General features: G+C 69.7%; 21 protein-coding genes. 12 read left to right on the forward strand and 9 right to left on the reverse strand.

Annotated features, from left to right (window positions below):
* Positions 1 to 112: 112 nt before the first annotated feature.
* A complete protein-coding gene (locus E1202_RS24545) occupies positions 113 to 1,093 on the reverse strand; it encodes a sugar-binding transcriptional regulator (RefSeq protein ID WP_132685494.1) in 981 nt (326 codons plus the stop codon).
* 130 nt (positions 1,094 to 1,223) lie between these two features.
* Between E1202_RS24545 and E1202_RS24550 the strand changes: the two genes are divergently transcribed.
* The 5 genes from E1202_RS24550 to E1202_RS24570 all read left to right on the forward strand — a co-directional run bounded on the left by E1202_RS24550 (position 1,224) and on the right by E1202_RS24570 (position 5,933).
* A complete protein-coding gene (locus E1202_RS24550; RefSeq protein WP_132685495.1) occupies positions 1,224 to 2,225 on the forward strand; it encodes a zinc-dependent alcohol dehydrogenase family protein in 1,002 nt (333 codons plus the stop codon).
* Positions 2,218 to 3,576, forward strand: a complete 1,359-nt coding sequence (locus E1202_RS24555) for an ABC transporter substrate-binding protein (RefSeq protein ID WP_132685496.1) — start codon at positions 2,218 to 2,220, stop codon at positions 3,574 to 3,576. Before E1202_RS24550 ends, E1202_RS24555 begins: the two co-directional genes overlap by 8 nt.
* Entirely contained in the window at positions 3,573 to 4,496 is a 924-nt protein-coding gene (locus tag E1202_RS24560) for a carbohydrate ABC transporter permease (RefSeq protein ID WP_165943970.1), read from the forward strand. The genes E1202_RS24555 and E1202_RS24560 overlap by 4 nt, the downstream gene beginning before the upstream one ends.
* Positions 4,496 to 5,317, forward strand: a complete 822-nt coding sequence (locus tag E1202_RS24565; protein WP_132685497.1) for a carbohydrate ABC transporter permease — start codon at positions 4,496 to 4,498, stop codon at positions 5,315 to 5,317. The genes E1202_RS24560 and E1202_RS24565 overlap by 1 nt, the downstream gene beginning before the upstream one ends.
* Positions 5,318 to 5,522: 205 nt before the next feature.
* Entirely contained in the window at positions 5,523 to 5,933 is a 411-nt protein-coding gene (locus tag E1202_RS24570) for an FHA domain-containing protein (protein WP_132685498.1), read from the forward strand.
* A 1-nt stretch (position 5,934) separates the two neighbouring features.
* Here the strand turns inward: E1202_RS24570 and E1202_RS24575 are convergent, their stop codons facing one another.
* The 3 genes from E1202_RS24575 to E1202_RS24580 are packed head-to-tail and all read right to left on the reverse strand — an operon-like array spanning position 5,935 to position 8,171.
* Positions 5,935 to 6,813: a universal stress protein gene (locus tag E1202_RS24575; RefSeq protein ID WP_235878969.1), complete on the reverse strand. Its 879-nt coding sequence runs from the start codon at positions 6,811 to 6,813 to the stop codon at positions 5,935 to 5,937.
* A gap of 33 nt (positions 6,814 to 6,846) precedes the next feature.
* On the reverse strand, positions 6,847 to 7,368 hold the full coding sequence (locus E1202_RS32370) for an MFS transporter (protein ID WP_235878970.1): 522 nt from the start codon (positions 7,366 to 7,368) through the stop codon (positions 6,847 to 6,849).
* Positions 7,302 to 8,171 (reverse strand): MFS transporter, encoded by an 870-nt coding sequence (locus tag E1202_RS24580; RefSeq protein WP_235878971.1) that lies wholly within the window; start codon positions 8,169 to 8,171, stop codon positions 7,302 to 7,304. The genes E1202_RS32370 and E1202_RS24580 overlap by 67 nt, the downstream gene beginning before the upstream one ends.
* A 546-nt stretch (positions 8,172 to 8,717) precedes the next feature.
* Here E1202_RS24580 and E1202_RS24585 point away from each other — a divergent pair.
* The 3 genes from E1202_RS24585 to E1202_RS24595 all read left to right on the forward strand — a co-directional run bounded on the left by E1202_RS24585 (position 8,718) and on the right by E1202_RS24595 (position 11,956).
* The gene (locus E1202_RS24585; RefSeq protein WP_132685499.1) at positions 8,718 to 9,881 is read left to right on the forward strand and encodes an LLM class flavin-dependent oxidoreductase; all 1,164 of its coding nucleotides are present in this window, start codon (positions 8,718 to 8,720) and stop codon (positions 9,879 to 9,881) included.
* A 33-nt stretch (positions 9,882 to 9,914) separates the two neighbouring features.
* A complete protein-coding gene (locus E1202_RS24590; protein ID WP_235878972.1) occupies positions 9,915 to 10,541 on the forward strand; it encodes a TetR/AcrR family transcriptional regulator in 627 nt (208 codons plus the stop codon).
* Positions 10,542 to 10,960: 419 nt separating this feature from the next.
* Complete coding sequence (locus tag E1202_RS24595) at positions 10,961 to 11,956, forward strand: LCP family protein (RefSeq protein ID WP_207918902.1); 996 nt, start codon at positions 10,961 to 10,963, stop codon at positions 11,954 to 11,956.
* A gap of 74 nt (positions 11,957 to 12,030) precedes the next feature.
* On the opposite strand, the gene E1202_RS24600 is transcribed toward E1202_RS24595, so the two are convergent.
* Positions 12,031 to 12,915 carry a formylglycine-generating enzyme family protein gene (locus tag E1202_RS24600; protein ID WP_456238811.1) on the reverse strand — a complete coding sequence of 295 codons (885 nt, stop codon included), beginning with the start codon at positions 12,913 to 12,915 and terminating at the stop codon, positions 12,031 to 12,033.
* Positions 12,916 to 13,083: 168 nt separating this feature from the next.
* Here E1202_RS24600 and E1202_RS24605 point away from each other — a divergent pair, with 168 nt between their 5' ends.
* Together E1202_RS24605 and E1202_RS24610 are read left to right on the forward strand one after the other, a co-directional pair.
* Positions 13,084 to 14,454 carry a PepSY-associated TM helix domain-containing protein gene (locus E1202_RS24605; protein WP_132685503.1) on the forward strand — a complete coding sequence of 457 codons (1,371 nt, stop codon included), beginning with the start codon at positions 13,084 to 13,086 and terminating at the stop codon, positions 14,452 to 14,454.
* Positions 14,455 to 14,933: 479 nt separating this feature from the next.
* Entirely contained in the window at positions 14,934 to 16,376 is a 1,443-nt protein-coding gene (locus E1202_RS24610) for a DHA2 family efflux MFS transporter permease subunit (RefSeq protein ID WP_132685504.1), read from the forward strand.
* Positions 16,377 to 16,402: 26 nt separating this feature from the next.
* Here E1202_RS24610 and E1202_RS24615 read toward each other — a convergent pair whose 3' ends face one another.
* Entirely contained in the window at positions 16,403 to 16,945 is a 543-nt protein-coding gene (locus tag E1202_RS24615) for a cupin domain-containing protein (RefSeq protein ID WP_132685505.1), read from the reverse strand.
* Positions 16,946 to 17,003: 58 nt separating this feature from the next.
* Here E1202_RS24615 and E1202_RS24620 point away from each other — a divergent pair, with 58 nt between their 5' ends.
* Positions 17,004 to 17,450 carry a MarR family winged helix-turn-helix transcriptional regulator gene (locus tag E1202_RS24620; RefSeq protein ID WP_132685506.1) on the forward strand — a complete coding sequence of 149 codons (447 nt, stop codon included), beginning with the start codon at positions 17,004 to 17,006 and terminating at the stop codon, positions 17,448 to 17,450.
* Positions 17,451 to 17,484: 34 nt separating this feature from the next.
* On the opposite strand, the gene E1202_RS24625 is transcribed toward E1202_RS24620, so the two are convergent.
* Together E1202_RS24625 and E1202_RS24630 are read right to left on the reverse strand one after the other, a co-directional pair.
* Complete coding sequence (locus E1202_RS24625; protein ID WP_132685507.1) at positions 17,485 to 18,954, reverse strand: FAD-dependent oxidoreductase; 1,470 nt, start codon at positions 18,952 to 18,954, stop codon at positions 17,485 to 17,487.
* Positions 18,955 to 18,964: 10 nt separating this feature from the next.
* The gene (locus E1202_RS24630; RefSeq protein ID WP_132685508.1) at positions 18,965 to 19,867 is read right to left on the reverse strand and encodes an AurF N-oxygenase family protein; all 903 of its coding nucleotides are present in this window, start codon (positions 19,865 to 19,867) and stop codon (positions 18,965 to 18,967) included.
* A gap of 104 nt (positions 19,868 to 19,971) precedes the next feature.
* Here E1202_RS24630 and E1202_RS24635 point away from each other — a divergent pair, with 104 nt between their 5' ends.
* Positions 19,972 to 20,661, forward strand: coding sequence for a TetR/AcrR family transcriptional regulator (locus E1202_RS24635; RefSeq protein WP_132685509.1), 690 nt, complete (start codon positions 19,972 to 19,974; stop codon positions 20,659 to 20,661).
* A gap of 1 nt (position 20,662) precedes the next feature.
* Here E1202_RS24635 and E1202_RS24640 read toward each other — a convergent pair.
* A partial coding sequence (locus E1202_RS24640) for an AurF N-oxygenase family protein (RefSeq protein ID WP_132685510.1) occupies positions 20,663 to 21,328 on the reverse strand: 666 nt, incomplete at its 5' end.

Genomic DNA, 21,328 nt, shown 5'->3' on the forward strand with positions numbered 1-21,328 from the left:
GAACCGAGCGGCGGGCAATCGTTCCGGTTTCCCGTTTCCCGTGGTGCCGTGGCCGGGAAACGGGTTCGAAGGGCGGAGCGGCGCTGGGGGTGTCGCTCCGCCCTCTTCTCCGCTAGTGCAGCGGGCGTTCGGCGACGTGCTGCAGGAGGCGGTCGCCGGCATCGGCGTCGGTGATGAGGGTGTTGACGATCCCGGATCGCAGCACCGCGTCTATGGCGCGGGCCTTCGGGGTCGTGTAGCCGACGGCGATCACCTCCGGCACGGCCCGCAGCTGCTCGTGCGGGATCGCCAGGACGTGGTGGGCCAACCCGGTGGACAGCGCGTTGCCGTCGGCGTCGAAGAGCCGGGCGGCGATCTCGGCGGTGGCGCCGCGCTGCCGGATCGACTCGCGTTCGGCGGGGCTCAGCGCGTCGTAGACGGTGGACTCGTTCGCCTGCCAGGCGCCGATGCTGACCACGGCCTTGGTCAGGTGCTGGAACTGCTCGAAGGTCTCCGCGATGCCGGGCTGGTTGCGCAGGATCTCGGTGGTGCGGCGGTCGGGGAGCACCAGCGGCCCGTAGATGGGGTAGGAGTCGCCGCCGCTGGCCGCGGCCACTCGGCCCACCGTTTCCACCGATCGGTCCCGCATGTCCATGCCCGCTTGGACGCCGCACAGCTGCACGATGGGGCACTTGGGAAGGCTGCGGATCGCCTCGGCCATGGCGTTGACCGATCGCGCCCAGGACAAGCCGATGACGTCGCCCGGAACCGTGATCTCGGAGAGGAGCTGGGCGGCCAGCACGCCCACTCGGCGGCGCAGCTCCGGCCGCTCGGCCTTCGATTGCGCTCGGTTGAGCACCAGCACGCGGCGCAGCCCGTAGGCCGTCCGGAGCTGTTCCGACTGCTCCACGTCGACCGGGAACGGCAACTCGAACGAAATCTTGATCAAGCCGTTCTCCTGGGCGGATGCCAGAATCCGGGCAACCTTGAAGCGGCTGATCCCGAACTCCTCGGCGATCTCCAGCTTCGAGCGCCCGGCCACGTAGAACCGGTGCGCGATGGACGCCGCGGTCATGGTGTCGATCAGCCCGCTTCGCGGCCGGGGTGTGCTCATATGAGCACTATAACGTGAAAACTTGACCAGAGGTTGACGCAGTCACCAGTGAGCCTCTTCAATGCGGGGCAAGTTCAGGGCAGAGTACAGCGCAGTTCGCTCAGATGAGCACGCTGGAGGCGGAGGTTAGATGCGCGCCGCGATCATTGACGAACCCGGGTCCATCCGGGTTGGTGACGTACCGGATCCGGTACCGCGGGAGCGGCAGTTGGTGGTGAAGGTCGGGGCCACCGGGATTTGCGGCACCGACGTGCACATCGCCGACGGGCACTTCCCACCGACGCCCTACCCGATCGTGCCGGGCCACGAGTTCGCAGGCGAGGTCGTCGAGGTGGGCACGGACGTGCCGGGCGAGTGGACGGTGGGTGACCGGGTCGCGGTCGACCCGTCGCTGTTCTGCGGCTACTGCACCCCGTGCCGCAACGGGCACGGAAACCTGTGCGCGAACTGGGGTGCCACCGGTGACACCGTCGACGGCGCGTTCGCCGAGTACGTCGCGGTGCCCTCGGCCAACTGCTACCGGATGCCCGAGGGGCTGAACTGGCAGCAGGGCGCCCTGGTCGAGCCGGTCTCCTGCGCGGTGCACGGCGTCCGCCAGATCGGCGTCGAGGCCGGCGAGAAGTTCCTCGTCATCGGCGCGGGCACGATGGGCCTGCTGATGCAGCAGCTGCTCCAGCGCGCGGGCGCGCAGGTCACCGTCGCCGACCGCAACGCGACGCGGCTGCCGCGCGCGCAGCGGCTGGGCGCGGTCGCCGTCGTGGAGGACGCCGACGAGCTCGACTCCGACTTCGACGCCGCCGTCGACTGCACCGGCGCGGCCCCGGCCATCGAGACCGCGTTCGACAAGCTGCGTCGCGGCGGACGGCTGCTGGTCTTCGGCGTCGCCCCGGCGGAGGCGCGAATCTCGTTGTCGCCCTTCCGCATCTACAACGACGAGATCAAGATCGTCGGTTCGATGGCGGTGCTGCACAGCTTCGGTCCCGCGCTGGACCTCATGGCGATGGGCGCGATCAACAGCGACGAGCTGCTGACCGACGCGCTGCCGCTGGAGGAGTTCGGCAAGGCGCTCGAACTCATGCGCAGCGGCGCCGGTCTCAAGGTCCAGGTCCTGCCGGGAGGTGCGGATGCCTAGGCGGTTAGGGCGCAGCCGAATAAGGCTCGCGCTGCTGGGGATCGTCTGCCTGCTGCTGACCGGCTGCGCCGGAGCCGGTGCCATCGGTTCCGGCGGACGGACCCTGGTGATCGCGATCGTGTCCAACCCGCAGATGGAGGACGCGGTCGCGCTCAAGGGCGAGTTCGAGAAGGACCACCCCGGCATCAAGCTAAAGTTCGTGCAGCTGCCGGAGAACCAGGCGCGCGCGAAGATCACCGCCTCCACCGCCACCCAGGGCGGCGAGTTCGACGTGGCGATGATCAGCAACTACGAGACCCCGCAGTGGGCGGCCAACGGCTGGCTGGAGAACCTGCAGCCCTACATCGACAAGACCCCCGGCTACGACGCGAACGACTTCATCCCCAGCATCCGGGATTCGCTGTCGCACCAGGGCTCGATGTACGCGGTTCCGTTCTACGGCGAGTCGTCGTTCCTGACCTACCGCAAGGACCTCTTCCAGCAGGCCGGGCTGACCATGCCGGAACACCCGACGTGGCAGCAGATCGCCGACTTCGCCGCGAAGCTGGACAACCCCGCCACCGGCGTCTCCGGGATCTGCCTGCGCGGCAAGCCCGGCTGGGGCGAGAGCCTGGCGCCGTTCTCCACGGTCGCCAACACCTTCGGCGCCCGCTACTTCGACGAGAACTGGAACGCCCAGATCACCTCGCCCGAGTTCAAGGCGGCGGCGAACTTCTACGTCAACCTGGTCCGCGAGCACGGTGAGGTCGGTGCTTCCAGCGCCGGGTTCTCCGAGTGCGGCACGCACTACGCGCAGGGCCAGGCCGCGATGTGGTACGACGCGACGGTCATGGCCGGGACCAACGAGGACCCGGCCGAGAGCAAGGTGGTCGGCAAGAACGGCTACGTGGCCGCCCCCGTGGAGCGCACCGCCGAGGCCGGCTGGCTCTACACCTGGTCGCTGGCGATGCCCAAGGTCGCCAAGGACAAGGACGCGGCCTGGCAGTTCATGAGCTGGATGACCTCCAAGCAGTTCGTCAAGCAGGTCGGCACCACCTTCGGCTGGAACCGGGTTCCGCCGGGGGTGCGCAGGTCGACCTACGAGATCCCGGAGTACCAGCAGGCCGCTGCCGCCTACGCCAAGCCGACGCTGGAAGGCATCGACAAGGCGCAGCAGTCCAACACGATGGTGAACCCGGTTCCGTACCCGGGGATCCAGTTCGTCGGCATCCCGGAGTTCCAGGACCTCGGAACCCGGATCAGCCAGCAGTTGTCGGCGGCCATCGCCGGACGGATCACCGTCGACGAGGCCCTGGAGCAGTCCCAGGAATACGCCGAGTCCGTCGGTGAGTCCTACCGGGAGACGCGATGAGCCAAACGGTGGTCGAAGAAGTTCAGGCGCCCGTGGTGAGAAAGAAGGAGACCACGGCGTCGAGCACCTGGCTGCGCCGCGCGCCGCTGCTGCCCGCGCTGCTGTTCACGGTGCTGGTGACCCAGATCCCGTTCCTGATGACGGTGTTCTACTCGTTCCAGTCCTGGAACCTGGTGCGGCCGGGCTCGCGGCACTTCGTGGGCCTGCGCAACTACGTCGACGTCTTCGCCGACAGCCAGTTCCGCGGCGCGCTGATCAACACCGTGGTGCTGACCGTGGTGTGCGTGCTCATCTCGATGCTGCTGGGTCTGGGCCTGGCGATCCTGCTGGACCGGAAGTTCCTGGGGCGCGGCGTGGTTCGCACCCTGCTGATCACGCCGTTCCTGATCCTGCCCGCGGCGGGCGCGCTGCTGTGGAAGACCACGATGTTCGACCCCACCTACGGGTTGCTGAACTTCGTGTTCGGCGGCGACACCGACTGGCTGGCCGAGTACCCGCTGGCCGCGGTGATGACCCAGGTCATCTGGCAGTGGACGCCGTTCATGATGCTGCTGATCCTGGCGGGTCTGCAGGCTCAGTCCAAGGAGGTGCTGGAGGCCGCGTCGGTCGACGGCGCCGGCCGCTGGCGGACGTTCGTGTCGATCACGCTGCCGCAGCTGGCCCGGTACCTGCAGCTGGCGGGGCTGCTGGGGGCGATCTACATCGTCAACAGCTTCGACGCGATCTTCCTGATGACGCAGGGCGGTCCGGGCACGGCCAGCACCAACCTGCCGTACTACATCTACCAGCGAGCGTTCGAGGGCTTCGACATCGGCCAGTCCTCGGCGATGGGCGTCGTGGTGGTCATCCTGACGCTGATCGTGGCGAACTTCGCGCTGCGCTTGATGTTCCGGACCTTCGGCCTGAGCGAGGTGCGCTGATGCATACCGCGAACCCGATCGGCCGGTGGGCGCTGACCGCGTTCACCTGGGTCGTGGCGATCCTGTTCGTCTTCCCGCTCCTGTGGATGGTGGTGACCTCCTTCAAGGAGGAGGCCGACGCCTACACCGATCCGCCGAAGCTGCTGTTCACGCCGACGCTGACCCAGTTCGCCGGGATCCTGGAACGCGGATTCCTGCCGTACCTGGGCAACTCGGCGTTCGTGACGGTGGTGTCGACGTTGCTGGTGCTGCTGCTGGCGGTCCCGGCGGCCTACTCGCTGTCCATCGCGGCGGTGCCCGGCACCCAGGGCGTGCTCGGATTCTTCTTGTCGACCAAGATGCTTCCGATCGTGGCGGCGATCATCCCGCTGTACGTCATCTCGCAGAACATCGGTCTGCTCGACAACGTCTGGGCGCTGGTCATCCTCTACACCGCGATGAACCTGCCGCTGGCGGTGTGGATGATGCGCTCGTTCTTCCTCGAAGTCCCCAGGGAGATGGTCGAAGCCGCCCGGGTCGACGGCGCACCGCTGCCGGTGCTGCTGTTCCGGGTGATCCTCCCGGTCGTGGCGCCGGGAATCGCCGCGACGGCGCTGATCTGCGTGATCTTCTCCTGGACGGAGTTCTTCTACGCGGTCAACCTCACCGCCGCGCAGGCGGGCACGGTGCCGGTGTTCCTGGTCGGCTTCATCACCAGCGAGGGCCTGTACTGGGCGCAGCTGTCGGCGGCGGCGCTGCTGGCCTCGCTGCCGGTGATGGTCATCGGCTGGGTCGCGCAGAACCACCTGGTGCGCGGTCTGTCGATGGGCGCGGTGAAGTAATCACCGACCGGCGGGGCCGTCATCGTGAATGGCGGCCCCGCGGACTCGGGTCGGAGACCTGGATCACAGGCGCGGACCCGGTTCGATGAATTAAGGACGTTGGTCCTAGCGACAGCGGTCAAACCTTCGGCATGCTGTGTGTATCCGCCCGGTCACGGGCAGGTGCATTTCGGAGGTATCACGCTTGTTGGCTAGGGAGACGACGATGGAACAGACCAGGATCGGCGAGTCGGCATCGAACGCGGTCGAAGAGCAGGCCGATACCGCCCGAGCACCTGGTCCTCATGAGGTTCCGGCACCTCGTTCCGCCGATGAGCTCAGCGGCCGCCCCCGCTTGATGATCAACCGAGGCAACGCCGCCGGGAGCGGTTTCGTGCTCCAGAACGAGCGCACCACCATAGGTCGAGACTCCATATGCGACATAGTCGTCGACGACATCACGGTGTCCAAGCAGCACGCCGAGATCCGGCGGCGGGGCGACGCCTACGTCCTCGTCGACGGCGGTTCGCTCAACGGCACCTACCTCAACCGGCTCCCGGTCGACACCGCCGAGCTGCGCGAGGGCGACGAGATCTGGATCGGCAAGGCCCGCTTCACGTACCGAACCGGTCTGTGAGTCAGCGGACGACGGCCACGGCGCACTCCGCGTAGTGCACCAGGGCGTGGCTCGTGGAACCCAGCGTCGTGGCGCGCACGATGTGCCGTCCGCGTGAACCGATCACCAGGAGGTCGGCCTTCTCCGCGGCCTGGAGCAACGCTTCGGTCGGGGGTTCGAGGCTGACCTCCTGGTGCATCTCCACGTCCGGGTTGCGCTGCTCCACGCCCGCGACGCACTCGGCGAGAAGGCGCTGGTTGGCCTCGACGGAGTCGGACTCGTAGCGCCACCCGCGGTTCGGCGGCAGCGCGTCGGGTGCGCGGGCGGCGTCGGCCATCAGCGCGGTGAGCGTCGCCGAGTGCCGGCAGGCGAGGTCGTGGGCGAAGGTGATCGCCTGCCCGCTGGTCGGCGAACCGTCCACCCCGACCACCACCCGCCGGATCGGCCGATCGGCTTCGGGACCGCGCACGACCACCACCGGGACGTGCGCGTTGCGCACCAGCTCGCCCGCCGTGGACCCCAGCAGCACCCGCCGGGTGCGGCTCAGCGGCGGCGGGCCGAGCACCACCATCCCCATCTGGTCGGTCTCCTCGCGCAGCACCGACGCCGGATGCCCCATCTGCACCCGGGTGCGCACCAGCAACTCCGGGAACATCCGCCGGCACTCGGTGGCCAGCGCGGCGAGCTCCTGCTGAGCGCTGCCGTGCCGCATCACCGGCTGCTCGCTGGGCAGGTGGACGCGGGTGAGCTCCTCCAGGGGGACGGGGACGGCGCGCACCAGCAGCAGCGCCTCGGTGCGGGACAGCGCCTCGCGGGCGGCCCAGCGCATGGCGAGCCGACCGGCGTCGGAGTCGTCCACCCCGGCGGCCACCGCGCGGTGCTCCAGCGTCCTCATCGCCATCCAGCTCACCACGAGTAGCGCCGGGAGGCATGGTCAATCCGAGGCGGCCGACTCGAGGTCGGCGGGGCGCAGCGCGATGGTGGCGGTGAGGCCGATGAGGCCGGTGAGCACCAGGTAGCCGCAGGCCGGCCACGGAGAACCGCCGCCCGCGGCGATGAGCGCGGTGATGATCAGCGGCGTCAGGCCCGAGGCGTAGATGCCGGAGAACTGGTAGACGAACGACATACCCGTGTAGCGGGAGCGCACCGGTGCGAGCTGCGCGTAGAGCGTGCCCTGGGGTGCGTAGAGCAGCGCGTGCACCACGCCCAGCACCCCGACGATGACCAGCCCGGACAGCAGCACGTCCGGGGTCTGGAAGGCCAGGAACGCCGGGTGCACCGTCGCGGCGAACAGGCCGGCGCCGAGCGCGTAGGCGCGGCGCGGCGTGATGCGGTCGCTGAGGCGTCCGAACACCGGCAGCAGCACCGCCAGCACGCCCGCGGCCAGCATCACCGACACCAGCGCGCTGTTGCGCGGCAGGTGCAGGGTGGAGGTCGCGTAGGACAGGAAGAACACCACCCAGGTGTTGAACGCGGCGCCCTCCGCCCAGACAGCAGGCCCAGCAGCGCGTTGCGGCGGGTGACCGGGTCGCGGAACAGCTCCACCAGCGGGGCCTTCGCGGCGCCCTGGGTCTGCCGCATCCGCTCGAACGCCGGGGTTTCGGCCACCCGCAGCCGGATCACCAAGCCGATGACCACCAGCAGGATGCTCACGCCGAACGCGGTCCGCCAGCCGTAACCGAGGAACTGCTCGTCGTCGAGGACGTTGCCCAGCAGGGCGAACAGCCCGGTGCCCAGGCCGAGCCCGAGGGCGAGACCGACCTGCGGCCACGCGCCGTACCAGGCGCGCTTGCCGGGCGGCGCGTACTCGACGGCCATGAGCACCGCGCCGGCCCACTCGCCACCGATCGCCAGGCCCTGGGCCACGCGCAGCAGCACCAGCAGCAGCGGGGCGAGCAGGCCCACCTGCTCGTAGGTCGGCAGGGCGCCCATCGCCGCCGTGGACAGGCCCATCAGCAGCATCGTGCTGACGAGCGTGCGCTTGCGGCCGATCCGGTCGCCGATGTGTCCGAAGAGGACGCCGCCGAGGGGGCGTGCGACGAACCCGACGAAGAACGTCACGAACGCCAGCATCGTCGAGACCGTCGGGTCGTCGGTGGGGAAGAACAGCTTGTCGAACACCAGGCTGGCGGCGGTGCTGTACAAGAAGAAGTCGTACCACTCGACGGTCGTGCCCATCAGGCTCGACACGATGACGGTGCGCACGTCCTTGCGCGGCACGGCGCGCACGTCAGGAGCAGGCTGCGGGCCCGCGGTCATCACTGCCTCCAGGCGAGGTGCGGGGAGCGGGAACACGCCTGGTCCGTCAGGTCGGGACCCGATTTCAACGGAATTCCTCCCCCCGATTCCCACTGAGTTCCGGGTCCTGCTCTCCACTGAAATCGGGGACCGGCGGGACCGGGGTGAGGGGGAGTCCGGGGACCGGCCGAGGGGTTGGGTGGTCGGCGCGGCGGGTTCGGACGCGGCTCGTCTGCGCGGGTGTTAACGGCTCGAACACGCCGCGGACGCCACGCGGAGCAGGTCGACGTCGTGGCGCGTGGTCAGCAGTGCGGGAGGCAGCACGGGGCAGAGCCTCGCCGCCCGGTGCCCGCGCGGTCAAGTGAAATCGAGTCCGTCCAGTTGCTGAGAAGCGGTGTCCGTTCGTTGACATCGTCGTGCCGGCTGCCGAACGATCACGTTCGTGGAAACCCTGACCCGACGCCGCCACGTGGACTTCCAGCGCGTGGTGACGCAAGCGTGTCGCAGCTGACTCCTCCACCCGTTCAACCCGGTTCGCTAGTCCACATCGGACTGATGGAGAAGCAGATGTCCTTGACGTTCCACTGGTTCCTGCCCACTTACGGCGACAGCCGCTACCTCGTCGGCGGCGGGCACGGCACGCCCACGCACACCGCGGGCGGCGCCCGCCCGGCGACGCTGGCCTACCTGGGGCAGATCGCGCGCAGCGCCGAGCAGCTCGGTTTCGAAGGCGCGCTGACGCCGACCGGTGCGTGGTGCGAGGACGCGTGGCTGTCGACCGCGATGCTCGCCGAGGTCACCGAGCGGCTGAAGTTCCTGGTCGCCTTCCGGCCCGGACTGCTCTCGCCGACCCTCGGCGCGCAGATGGCCGCCACGTTCCAGCGCCACTCCGGTCAGCGCCTGCTGCTCAACGTCGTCACCGGCGGGGAGAGCCACGAGCAGCGCGCCTACGGCGACTTCCTGGACAAGGACGCCCGCTACGCGCGCTGCGACGAGTTCCTGGAGGTCGTGCGCGGATTGTGGCGAGGGGAGCGGGTCGACTTCGCGGGCGAGCACGTCCGCGTCGAAGGCGCCGAGCTCACCCGCGTGCCCGAACCGGTGCCGCAGGTGTACTTCGGGGGCTCGTCCCCGGCGGCGGGCGACGTCGCCGCCAAGCACGCCGACGTGTACCTGACCTGGGGCGAACCGCCGGCCGAGGTCGCCGAGAAGGTCCAGTGGATCCGCGAGCTGGCCGCCGCCCAGGGCCGCACGCCGCGCTTCGGCATCCGGCTGCACGTGATCAGCCGCGACACCAGCGTGCAGGCGTGGGCCGAGGCGCAGCGGTTGCTCGACGCCCTGGACCCGTCGGTCATCGAGCAGGTGCAGGCGGGGCTGGGCCGCAGCGAGTCCGAGGGGCAGAAGCGGATGCTGGCGCTGCACGAGGGCTCGACCTCGAAGCTGGAGATCTACCCGAACCTGTGGGCCGGAGTCGGTCTGGTGCGCGGGGGAGCGGGAACCGCTCTGGTGGGCAGTCACGCCGAGGTCGCCGAGCGCATCGAGGAGTACCACGCGCTGGGCATCGACGAGTTCGTGCTCTCCGGTCACCCGCACCTGGAGGAGGCGTACTGGTTCGGCGAGGGCGTGCTGCCGATCCTCGAGCGCAAGGGTCTCTGGCGGCACCCGGATCGCACCGCGGCCGAACCGGCTCCGGCAGGCATCCCCTTCGCGGGAACCCCGAGCCCGACGTCCTGAGCCGCACGCCCGCGGTCGTGTTAGAACCTGGTCGTGGGCAAGGGCGAGCAGGTGCGGGCGGGGTTGATCGAGGCGGCGGTGCGCCTGCTCGCCGACGAGGGCCCGCAGTCGTTGCAGGCCAGACGGCTGGCGCGCGAGATCGGCACGTCGACGATGGCGGTGTACCACTACTTCGGCGGCGTCCCGCAGCTGCTGCGCGGCGTCGCCGATGACGGTTTCCGCCGTCTGACCAGGCGTCTGGACGCCGTGGCGAGCACGGAGGACCCGGTGGCCGACCTGCTGCGCCAGGCGCTGGCCTACCGGGGCTTCGCCCGCGAGAACCCGCACCTCCACGACCTGATGTTCGGTCTGTCGGCTCCGGCCGCGCACCCCGAGCCCGCGGAAGGGGAGGCTGGCTGGCCCGCGGTGGCCTTCGGCAGGCTGGTCGCCGCCACCGAACGCGCGATCGCCGCCGAACGGCTCGCCTCCGCCGAGGCGGGCGACGTCGCGGCCCAGCTGTGGAGCGCGCTGCACGGCTTCGTCACCCTCGAACTCGCCGGCCGCTTCGCCCACGCCGACCCGCTGGCGGACGTCTTGGTGCCGCTGACCGCCAACCTGCTGCGCGGACTCGGCGACGAACCGGACGAGATCCGCACCTCGATCGGGTCGGCGTTGAGCTGACCTCGCCGTGGGCGAGGCCTTCACGTCGGGAAGTTCGCGGCGTTCCGGCGAAGGCCCCGGCCGTGTCCTCGGGGCGGGCAATTCACGCGCCGGGATCGTGGTCGGTCGAGAGCGGTGGAAACAGTTCCGCGTTGATGGCGGAGCGTGGAGGCGATCGCCACGAAATGTGGCCCGCGACGTGAAGAACCGTCAACGACCTGCGCGAGCCTGGAATGTCGTGAATGAGCGCGGGCAGGAGGGAGTTGTCCGCGCGTGATTCCGGAGTTCCCGCATCGTTGCCCGAAGTTGTGGGATTGCTCCTATTCGGGCGGCAGGATCACCTGCCATGCTCGCTCGCCGCAACAGGTCGGGGAGTACGCGAAATCCGTGCAGGACAACCAACTTCTTCGGATTGGCAGATGAACTACGCTCAGCAACAGATGGCGCACGCACGGCCACCTCATCACCGGCCCCCACGACGCCGCCCGGGCCGCAAGATCCTGGCCGTTCTGCTCGTCCTGGTGCTGGCACTGGCCGGTTTCCTGATCTACGTGGACTACTCGCTCAAGCGCGAGCCCGCGCTTCCCACCTCCGGTGAGCGGCCCGCCGACGGACCCGGCACCAACTGGTTGCTGGTCGGTTCCGACAGCCGCGAAGGGCTCGACGCCGACCGCCAAGCCGAGCTGGGAACCGGTGACACCGCGGGTCGTCGCACCGACACGGTGATGCTGGTGCACATCCCGCAGGCCGGTGGCAAGCCCACGATGGTCAGCCTCCCGCGCGACTCCTACGTCTCGATTCCCGGGCACGGCAAGGACAAGCTCAACTCCGCCTTCGCCTACGGCGGGCCGCAGCTGCTGACCCAGACCGTCGAGGCGTCGACCGGCGTGCGCGTGGACCACTACGCGGAGGTCGGCCTCGGCGGGTTCGCCGACATGACCGACGCGATCGGTGGCGTGGACGTCTGCGTCGAGGAACCGATGAAGGACCCCAAGGCCAACCTCGACCTGCAGGCCGGCTGCCAGCAGCTCGACGGCCCGCAGGCGCTGGGCTACGTGCGGACCCGCGCCTCCTCGCGCGGCGACCTCGACCGCGTCCAGCGGCAGCGCGAGTTCCTCGCCGCGCTGACCGAGAGGGCCTCGTCCCCGGAGGTCTTCCTCAACCCGCTGCGCCTGTTCCCGCTGATCCTGGACACCTCCGGCGCGTTCCTCGTCGACACCGAGGACCACGTCTGGCACCTGGCGGGTCTGGCGTTCGCCATGAACGGGATCGCCTCCGGCCAGGGCGTGACCACCACGGTTCCGATGTCCGGATTCGGCGAGACCAGCGATGGCGCGTCGGTGGTCAAGTGGGACCAGGACAAGGCCGAGACGCTCTTCGGCGCTCTCGCCAACGACACCGAAGTCCCGGCGGAAGTCATCGTCACGGGAATGTGAGTCGAATGCTCGGCGCCCGATCGGAAAAGTTTGTTCCGGTCGGGCGCCGATCGCATTTTTCCAGGAGGAGTTCCTCAGGCGTCGGCGGCGCACCGGAAACCGAGGTTCCCGCTCGAACTGTCCGGTGTGTTGGACGTTCTCGCGGCCACGCGGTAGCGGTTGCAGTAGGAGTCGTGGCACAAGTAGGAACCGCCGCGCATCGCGCGATTGTCGGAACCGTCGGAGAAGCGGTCCGAGCACCACTCCCACACGTTTCCCGACACGTTGTGCAGTCCGAAACCGTTGGGCGCGAAGGAATTCACCGGCGCGGTGCCGACGTGACCGTCCTCGGCGGTGTTGCGCACCGGGAACTGGCCCTGCCAGATGTTGCAGCGGTGCTCGCCGCCGGGCGTGAGCTCGTCGCCCCACGGGTAGCGGGCCTGGTCGAGGCCGCCGCGGGCCGCGTACTCCCACTCGACCTCGGTCGGCAGCCGCTTGCCCGCCCACTTGCAGTAGGCGGCGGCGTCGTGCCACGAGACGTGCACGACGGGGTGGTCCCAACGGCCGTCCAGATCGCTGCCCGGCCCCTCCGGGTGCCGCCAGCAGGCGCCGCTGACGCCGCACCACCACGGCGTCTGCTCCGGGCGAGGGGACTCCTTGCGCAGGTGTCCGGGCAGGAACTTGGCGAACACGTAGGTCCAGCCGAACCGCTCGGCCTCGGTGACGAAACCGGTGTCGTCGACGAACTCCGCGAAGCGCGCGTTGGACACGGCGTGCGGGTCGATGGCGAACGAGGCCACGCGGACCTCGCGGATCGGTCCTTCGGCGTCGTCGGGGAACCCGTCGGGATCCTCGGTGCCCATCCGGAACACGCCGCCGGGAAGCACCACCATGCCGTCCAGGTCCCCGCTGCCCCGGGTGACCTGCTGCTGAGAACCGGTCGCCGGACCGGAACGAGACGGAGGACAACAGCCCGCCACCAACCACACCTCCCGCAGTCGAACGCTTCGCGCTGCGCGACGTTACCCGCGCGGCACCCGTTCCGGCCGCCGAGGACGGCCACCGGTGTGACGGCGGCAACTCCCGGGAACCAGCGATCAACCGGAACCGACATCTCCCACGACGCACCACGCGCGGATGGAGATGAGATGAGCACCGAGGCGCCCCCGGCCGCCGAGCAGCGCAGCGGCCCCGCCGGAACGTGGGCGGCGCTGCGGCCGCTGGTCCTGCGGCTGCACTTCTACGCCGGACTGCTCATCGCTCCGTTCCTGCTCGTGGCCGCCACCACCGGGCTGCTCTACGTGTTCACCCCGCAGCTGGAACAGCTGGTCTACGACCGGGAACTGCACGTGCCGGCGAGCCCGCGCACCGCGTCGGTGGACGACCAGCTCGCCGCCGCGCAGGCCGCGCACCCGGGTGCCTCGCTGATGTCCATCCGCCCGGCGCCCACGCCGACCGACACCACGCAGGTCATCTTCCACGCCCCGGACCTGCCGGAGAGCTTCCAGCGCACGGTGTTCGTCGACCCGCACACCACCGAGGTGCGCGGAATCCTGGAGACCTACGGCAGCAGCCAGGCGTTGCCGCTGCGGGCGTGGATCGACAACCTGCACCGCGGCCTGCACCTGGGCGACGTCGGCAGGCTCTACAGCGAACTCGCGGCCAGCTGGCTGTGGGTGGTGGTGCTGGGCGGACTGCTGCTGTGGTTCCGGCGCCGCCGCACCTCCCGCAAGCGGCTCGTCGTCCCGGAGCCGGGCGCCACCGGGCGCAAGCGGCTGCTGTCCTGGCACGGCGCGATCGGCACCTGCATCGCGCTGGGCCTGGTGTTCCTGTCGGCCACCGGGCTGACCTGGTCGAACTACGCGGGCGCGAACGTCACCGAGCTCCGCGAGGCGCTGGCCTGGGAGACCCCGACGGTGTCCACCGACGTGGTCCCGCCCGAGCACCAGGGTCACCACGGTCATCACGGGCACAGCGCGCACACCGGCGGCGACGTCGGTCCGGAACGGGTGCTGCGCGCCGCCGAGGCGCAGGGCGTGACCGGGCCGGTGGAGCTGACCCCGCCGACCTCGGGCGGGGCCTACGTGGTGCAGCAGGTGCAGCGGCACTGGCCGACGCAGCAGGACTCGGTCGCCGTCGACGCCGCCAGCGGGCAGGTCACCGCGACGCTGCGCTTCGCCGACTGGCCGGTGATGGCGAAGCTGGCGCGCTGGGGCGTCGACGCGCACATGGGCCTGCTGTTCGGCCTGGTCAACCAGCTGGTGCTGGCCGCGCTGGTGGTGGCTCTGCTGACCACGATCGTCCTCGGCTACCGGATGTGGTGGCGCCGCCGTCCGGCCGGTGCCTTCGGCGCTCCGGTCGCGCGCGGGGCCTGGCGCCAGGTGCCGTTGCGCGTGCTGCTGCCGCTGGGCGCGGTGACGCTGGTCGTGGCGTTCTTCCTGCCGCTGATGGGTGTTTCGCTGCTGGCGTTCCTGGTCCTGGACACCGCGCTGGGTCGCCGGCGGAGCGCGCGGAGCTGAGCCGCGCCGATAACGTGACGTTCATCATCCGCTTGGCGTTCCCGCAGGTGGCCAGGTCTCTCGTGATCTCGTGCGCGAAAAATCGTTTGACCAGCGTGGATGATGGGAAACATCGCGTGCGTTGGTACCGGGTGTTCGCGCCGTCGCAGCTCGCCGCGACGGAAGGCCCTGTCGGATCAGGGCGTTAAGCTGGATCGGAGCTCTGGGGGGGACGAGCATGCTTGTGAGGGGACGGTTCACGTGACTCCCCGGCACCGGATCATCTGACCGCAGGCCGGCCGCCGGCCGCGCTCGACGCCGTCGCGGACCCCACCGTCGCGTGGGTCGACCCGACACGTGATCCGGGCTTCCACCGCCCGCAGCGCCAGAACTGCATGCCGAACGCCGTCGGCGATGTCGGCGAATCCGGCCGGCACCCCCGGCCGGGAAGGACAACGGCCGTGACCAAGGCCCCACACGAGCGAGGTGCACGACAACCCATGACCGAGACGGCCGCGATCGCGGAGCCCGACCGGCAGGCCACACCGCCGAGAGCAAACGTGCTGCTGAGCGTGCTGGTCGCCTCGGCCTTCGTGATGATCCTCAACGAGACGATCCTGAGCGTCGCGCTGCGCGACCTCACCGTCGACCTCCACGTGACCACCACCACCGTGCAGTGGCTGACCAGCGGTTTCCTGCTGACGATGGCCGTGGTCATCCCGATCACCGGGTTCCTGCTGGAGCGCTTCACCCCGCGTCAGGTGTTCATGGCCGCGATGGTCCTGTTCAGCCTCGGCACGCTGCTGAGCGGGCTGGCACCCGGCTTCGGGATGCTGCTGGTGGGCCGCATCGTGCAGGCGACCGGCACGGCGGTGATGCTGCCGCTGCTGATGACCTCGGCGATGCGCCTCGTCCCGGTGGAGAAGCGCGGCGCCACGATGGGCACGATCAGCATCGTCATCGCCGTCGCCCCGGCCGTGGGGCCGACCATCGGTGGGGCGGTGCTGTCCTCGCTGGGCTGGCGCTGGATGTTCTGGATCGTGCTGCCGCTGTCGCTGATCGCGCTGGCCATCGGTGCGGTGTGGATGCGCCTGGACAGCGAGACCCGTTCGGTTCCGCTGGACGTGCTGTCGGTGCTGCTGTCGGCGATCGGTTTCGGCGGCCTCCTCTACGGTCTGTCCGCCATCGGCGAGTCCGGTGGCTCGCACGCGGTCCCGCCGTGGGTGCCGCTGGTGGTCGGTGCCGTGTCGCTGGTGGTGTTCGTGGTCCGGCAGCTGCGGTTGCAGCGCGAGGACCGGGCGCTGCTGGACCTGCGGCCCTTCACCCACCGCCCGTTCGTCGTGTCGCTGGTGCTGGCGGCGCTGCTGTTCATGTGCCTGCTGGGCGCGGCGGCGATCCTGCTGCCGCTGTACCTGCAGACGGTGCTGAAGACGACCACGTTCGTCAGCGGTCTGGCGGTGCTGCCGGGCGGTCTGCTGATGGGCCTGATGGGACGTCCGGTCGGGCGGCTGTTCGACCGGATCGGACCGCGTCCGCTGGTGATCCCGGGCGCCGCTGCGATGGCGGTGTCGCTGTGGCTGTTCGCCACGCTGACCCCGGAGTCGCCGCTGGGCATGGTGATCGGCTTCCACCTGCTGCTGATGCTCGGGCTGAGCCTGATGATGACGCCGCTGATGACCTCGTCGCTGGGCGCGCTGCCGGATCACCTGTACTCGCACGGGAGCGCGATCCTGGGCACGTTGCAGCAGGTCTCGGGCGCGTTCGGCACGGCGGTGTTCGTGACGGTGTCGTCGCTGGCCTCGGCCGACCCGGCGGGCGTACCGGACGCCGCGGGACTGCGCACCGCGTTCGTCGTCGCGGGCGTCGTCGGCCTCGTCGCGTTCGGCACGGCTCTGTTCGTCCGCAAGACCGAGGGCGCCACCGCGGCGGTCGCGGCCCACTGAGCGAGTTCCGGGAGAGGGGCGCGCGGTCAGTCCGCGCGCCCCTCCCGCTCGTCGAGGCGCTGCTCGTAGCGCAGGGCGCGGGCGAGCCGGGCCAGGCCGCCGAAGATCGCGCGTTGGAGCCAGGCGGGGACGCCGGCGAGATAGCCGTCCTGGGCCTGCCAGAGCAGGGCGAGCGCCAGCGGGTTGCGCGGCAACCCGGAGCGCGTGGTCGCCCCGGCGGTGTCGAGGGCGTGCCAGAGCTCGAACATGCGGCGGTGCTGCAGCGGCGGGCGGATCTCGTGGTCGAGCACGACGTCGGCGGACAGCGTGCTGAACTCGTGGACCTGACGCGCTCCGGCCGAGGCGGACTCGCCGGACCCGAGGACGAGTTCCCGGCCGTTGATGCGGAACCGCACCCGTCCTCGGCGGACGGTCCAGCGTTCGGTGAGCAGCGGGTGCCAGTGCGGGCCCGCCTGCCGAGCGGGTCGCGGCAACCGGTGCTCGATGCGCAGGAACGGGCCTTCCTCGTCGCTGCCTTCGGCCACGAACGTGACCCGGCGACCGTCGCGGAACACCAGCGGGTCGGGCATCCCACCCACTCCCTTGTGCGAAGGCTACCTTCCTGATTGATAAGGTAGCCTTCGTTCCATGTCAGCGGAAAACCCGACCCTGCTCAGACTCCTCGTGCAGAGTGCCACCGCCTTCGAGCGGCGGCTCAACGACGGCCTGCGCGCCGACCTCGACGATGAGCTGCGACCCGCGCACTACGCGGTGTTCCGCTACCTGGATCCGGCCGGCTCGCGGGTGTCCGAACTGGCGGAGGCCGCCGGGATGACCCAGCAGGCGATGGGTGAGCTGGTCACGCACCTGCAGCGGTGCGGATATGTCGAGCGCAGACCCGACCCGGCCGACGGGCGCGCCCGTCAGATCGTGGCCACGCCGACCGGGGTGGCGGCGTTGCAGGCCGCGGCCGGGCGCATCCGCGAGATCGAGCGGGCCCTCGGCGAGCACCTCGGGGCCGACGGGCTCCGGGAATTGCGAGAGCTCCTGTCCCGCCTCGGTGAAGTGCTGCGGGAACAGCCCGATTCGCCTTGAGGCCAGAGCGCTCTCAAGGCGAATCGGCGCGTGTTCACCTGCGGGAGCGCAGCAGCTTGGCGAAGGACTTCGCGTCCTTGCTCGCGTTGTGCAACCTGCCCGCCGTCGCGTCGTCGATCAGCGAGTCGATGGTCTCCGACGCGCACGCGCGGTTGGCGCCGATGCCGCCCGCCGCGCCGCGCTTGGCCCAGCCGACCACGTAGGTCCCCGGCTCGACCCGGCCACCGGTGTTCGGGATGACCCCGGTCGCCTCGTCGAACGGCAGCTGCGGGATCTGCACCCCGCGACTGCCCACCGACCACAGCACCATCCCGGTCGCCACGTCCCGGTCGCCCGAGCCGTCACCGACGCGCAGCGCCCGGACCTGCGGATCGCCGACCACCTCCTGCGGCGCGGAGGAGAAGCGCAGCACCAGGCGGCGGTCCTCGCCCGGAGCCCGATCCCAGTCGACCTCCTCGACCGGCACCTCGCGCAGCAGCGCGGCCGTCGATCCGTCCTCGGCCGAGGCGATCGACTCCGCAGCACCTCCGTGGGCGTCGACCGCGATGCGGCCCTTCAGCCGCTGCTGGATGCCGACCCACTCCGACCGCGTGAACGCCGCGTGCTCGGGACTCCGCCGCGCGAGCAGCACGACCTCCCGGACCTTGCTCTTGCGCAGGGCGGCCAGCGCGTGGTCGGCGATCGGGGTGCCGACCAGCTCGTCGGGGTCGCTGAGCAGCAGGCGCGCCGCGTCCAGCGCCACGTTGCCGTTGCCCACGATCACGACCCGCTCCGAGGACAGCTCGACCGCGTCGGCCGGGATGTCCGGATGCCCGTTGCACCAGCCGACGAACTCGCGAGCGGCCAGCGTGCCGTGCCGGTCCTCGCCGGGCAGTCCCAGCGTGCGGTGACCGGGTGCACCGACGGCGTAGACCACCGCGTTGTGGTGCTCGGTCAGCTCGGCGTGGCTGATGGTCCGCCCGACCTCCACGCCCAGGTGCATGCGAACCCTGGGGTGCTTGTAGCTGGTCGCGAAGGTGTGCTCGATCTGCTTGGTGCTCGGGTGATCCGGTGCGACCCCGAACTTGATCAGGCCGCCAGGGGTGGTCATCCGGTCGATCAGCGTGATCTCGGCGTCGGTGGACCGCAGCAGCGACTGCACCGCGTAGCCGGCGGCCGGCCCGGTTCCCACGACAGCGACGCTCGGCGCAGCGGCGTGCGTCGGCAGCGATCGCGGGAACCGGGGCCGGTCCCAGGGGTACTCCGCCGGGGCCTCGGTGAACCGCTCCCGGTTGATGTCGACGTGCACCGACATCTCACCGGTGAGCTTGTCGATCGGGAACACCGCGTCGACCGGGCACGCATCGGCGCAGGCGCCGCAACCGATGCAGGTGCGCGGGTCGATGTAGAGCCGGTCGGTGGTCCCGAAATCGGGCTCGTCCGGAGTGGGGTGGATGCAGTTGACCGGGCACACCGAGATGCACGATGCGTCGGCGCAACAGGATTGCGTGATCGCGTAGGTCATGGCCGTGCGCTCAGATCATGTGCACGCGCTTGTAGAGCGCGATCGCCGGACGGGTGAGCAGGCCGGCCTCGTCGAGGAACTCCATGAGCCCGGCGCAGCCGTTGCGCATCAGCGACTTGCGGTGCTCGTTGTTCGCGACCGCGTCCATCGCCCGCTTGCGGTTCATGCCGATGGAGTCGTAGACCTTCGGGCTGACGAGGCTGGAGACGATCACGTAGGCGACCACGGCGATCAGCGCGGCGCTGAAGTGGCGCTGGATCTTGCTCTTGCCCTTGATGTGCTCCTTGATCTCCTCCCGGGCGAACTTCATGTGCCGGGATTCCTCGACCACGTGGATCTTGGAGCTGGTCTGCACGACGTCGAGCACGCGGTCGTCGCGCATGAAGTCGCGCTGGACGACGTCGAGGACCTCCTCGGCGACCAGCGTGCCGCCGTAGGCGACCTCACCGGTGGCGAGGGTCTTGAATCCGCGCGCCAGCTCGACGACCAGCTTGCTGGGCAGGTAGGCGGGGACTTCGAGCTTCTGGCAGATGCGGGCGAACATGATCGAGTGCCGGCATTCGTCGGCGATCTCGGTGAGGGCGAACTGGAACTCGGAGTTCGCGGGGTTCTTGACGTACTGGTCGCGCAGGATCATCTGCTGCAGGATCATCTCGAACCAGATGCCGGTGCTCATCATGGAGCACACCTCGTGCCTGGTGAGCGTGATGCGCTGCTGCTCGGTGAGCTCGTCCCACAGCGGCGTGCCGTAGAGCGTGCTCCACTCCGGGCTCAGACCGTACTGGTCCTCGGGCAGGGGGCCGTCCCAGTCGATCTCGGTCATCGGGTCGTAGGACAACGTCTGCGATGACTCCAGCAGGCGGCTGGAGAAGTCCTGCTCGGCGCTCTGGCCGGCAACGCCGACGGCGGTCATGGGCGCACCTCCGCAGTTAGTCGTACTCGAAGTAACAGGAACAAACTGTACCCCATAAATCCTCGGATGCGGAGACCCTTTTTCGCGGCCGGTAGACTTCGCGGGTGACCGCATCAACGACACGGCAGGTGGACGGCCGCAGCGCCCGGTGGGCGGGATACCGCGAGAAGCGCCGGAAAGAGCTGGTCGATGCGGCGCTGAGCGCGATCGCCAAGCACGGCCCGGAGGTCTCGGTCGAGCTGATGGCCGAGGAAGCCGGCGTGGCCAGGCCCCGGCTGTACAAGTACTTCAACGACACCACCGACCTGGGTGCGGCCATCGCCGAGCGGGTCGCCGAGATGGTCACCGCCGAGCTCGCACCGATGTTCAACCCGCGCGGCACGCCGCGGGAGATGATCCGCGCCGCGATCGGCGCGCACACCAACTGGCTCGCCGAGCACGGAAACCTCTACCGCTACCTGAGCATGAACTCGGCGACCGGTGAGTCCGGGCAGAACGTCGTCGCCGACGTCAAGACCGTCATCGCGCGCCAGGTCACGGGGCTGTTCCAGTACTTCCTGGACCAGTTCGGCATCGAGATCCCGGTCGTGCAGCCGCTGGCCTTCGGCATCGTCGGGCTCGTCGAGTCCAGCGCGGGCAGCTGGCTGCAGGAGCCGAACGGCCTCACCCTCGACGAGCTCACCGACTGGCTCTGCGACTGGACCTGGCAGCTGCTCGACCAGTCGCTGCAGGTCTACGGCCTCGAACTGGATCCGGATCTGCCCCTGGCAGAAGCGGATCCAGTCGACGACTGACTCAGATCATGTGGACGCGCTTGTACAGCGCGACCGCGGGCGGGGTGAGCAGACCGGCCTCGTCGAGGAAGCCCATGAGTCCCGCGCACGCATTGCGCAGCATGGACTTCCGGTGCTCGTTGGCCTGCGCCGCGGCCAGTCCCCGTCGCGGCTGGATGCCCACGGCCTTGTAGACCCTCGGGTTCACGAGGCTGGAGACGATGCCGTAGGAGATCAGGGCGATCAGCGCGGCGCTGGTCTGGCGCTGGAGCGCGTTCTTGCCCTTGATGTGCTCCTTGATCTCCTCGCGGGCGAACTTCATGTGCCTGGACTCCTCCAGGACGTGGATCTTGGAGCTCGTCCGCACCACGTCGAGCACGTTCTCCCCGCGCATCCAGTCGCGCTGCATGACGTCGAGGACCTCTTCGGCCACCAGCGTCCCGCCGTAGGCGACCTCACCGCCCGCGGTGCTCTTGAACAGGCGCGCCGCTTCGACGATCAGCTTCGGCGGGAAGTAGGCGGGGACTTCGAGCTTCTGGCAGATGCGGGCGAACATGATCGAGTGCCGGCATTCGTCGGCGATCTCGGTGAGGGCGAACTGGAACTCGGAGTTCGCGGGGTTCTTGACGTACTGGTCGCGCAGGATCATCTGCTGCAGGATCATCTCGAACCAGATGCCGGTGCTCAT

Source organism: Saccharopolyspora karakumensis (assembly GCF_004349225.1).
In the GTDB taxonomy this organism is placed as follows: domain Bacteria; phylum Actinomycetota; class Actinomycetes; order Mycobacteriales; family Pseudonocardiaceae; genus Saccharopolyspora; species Saccharopolyspora endophytica.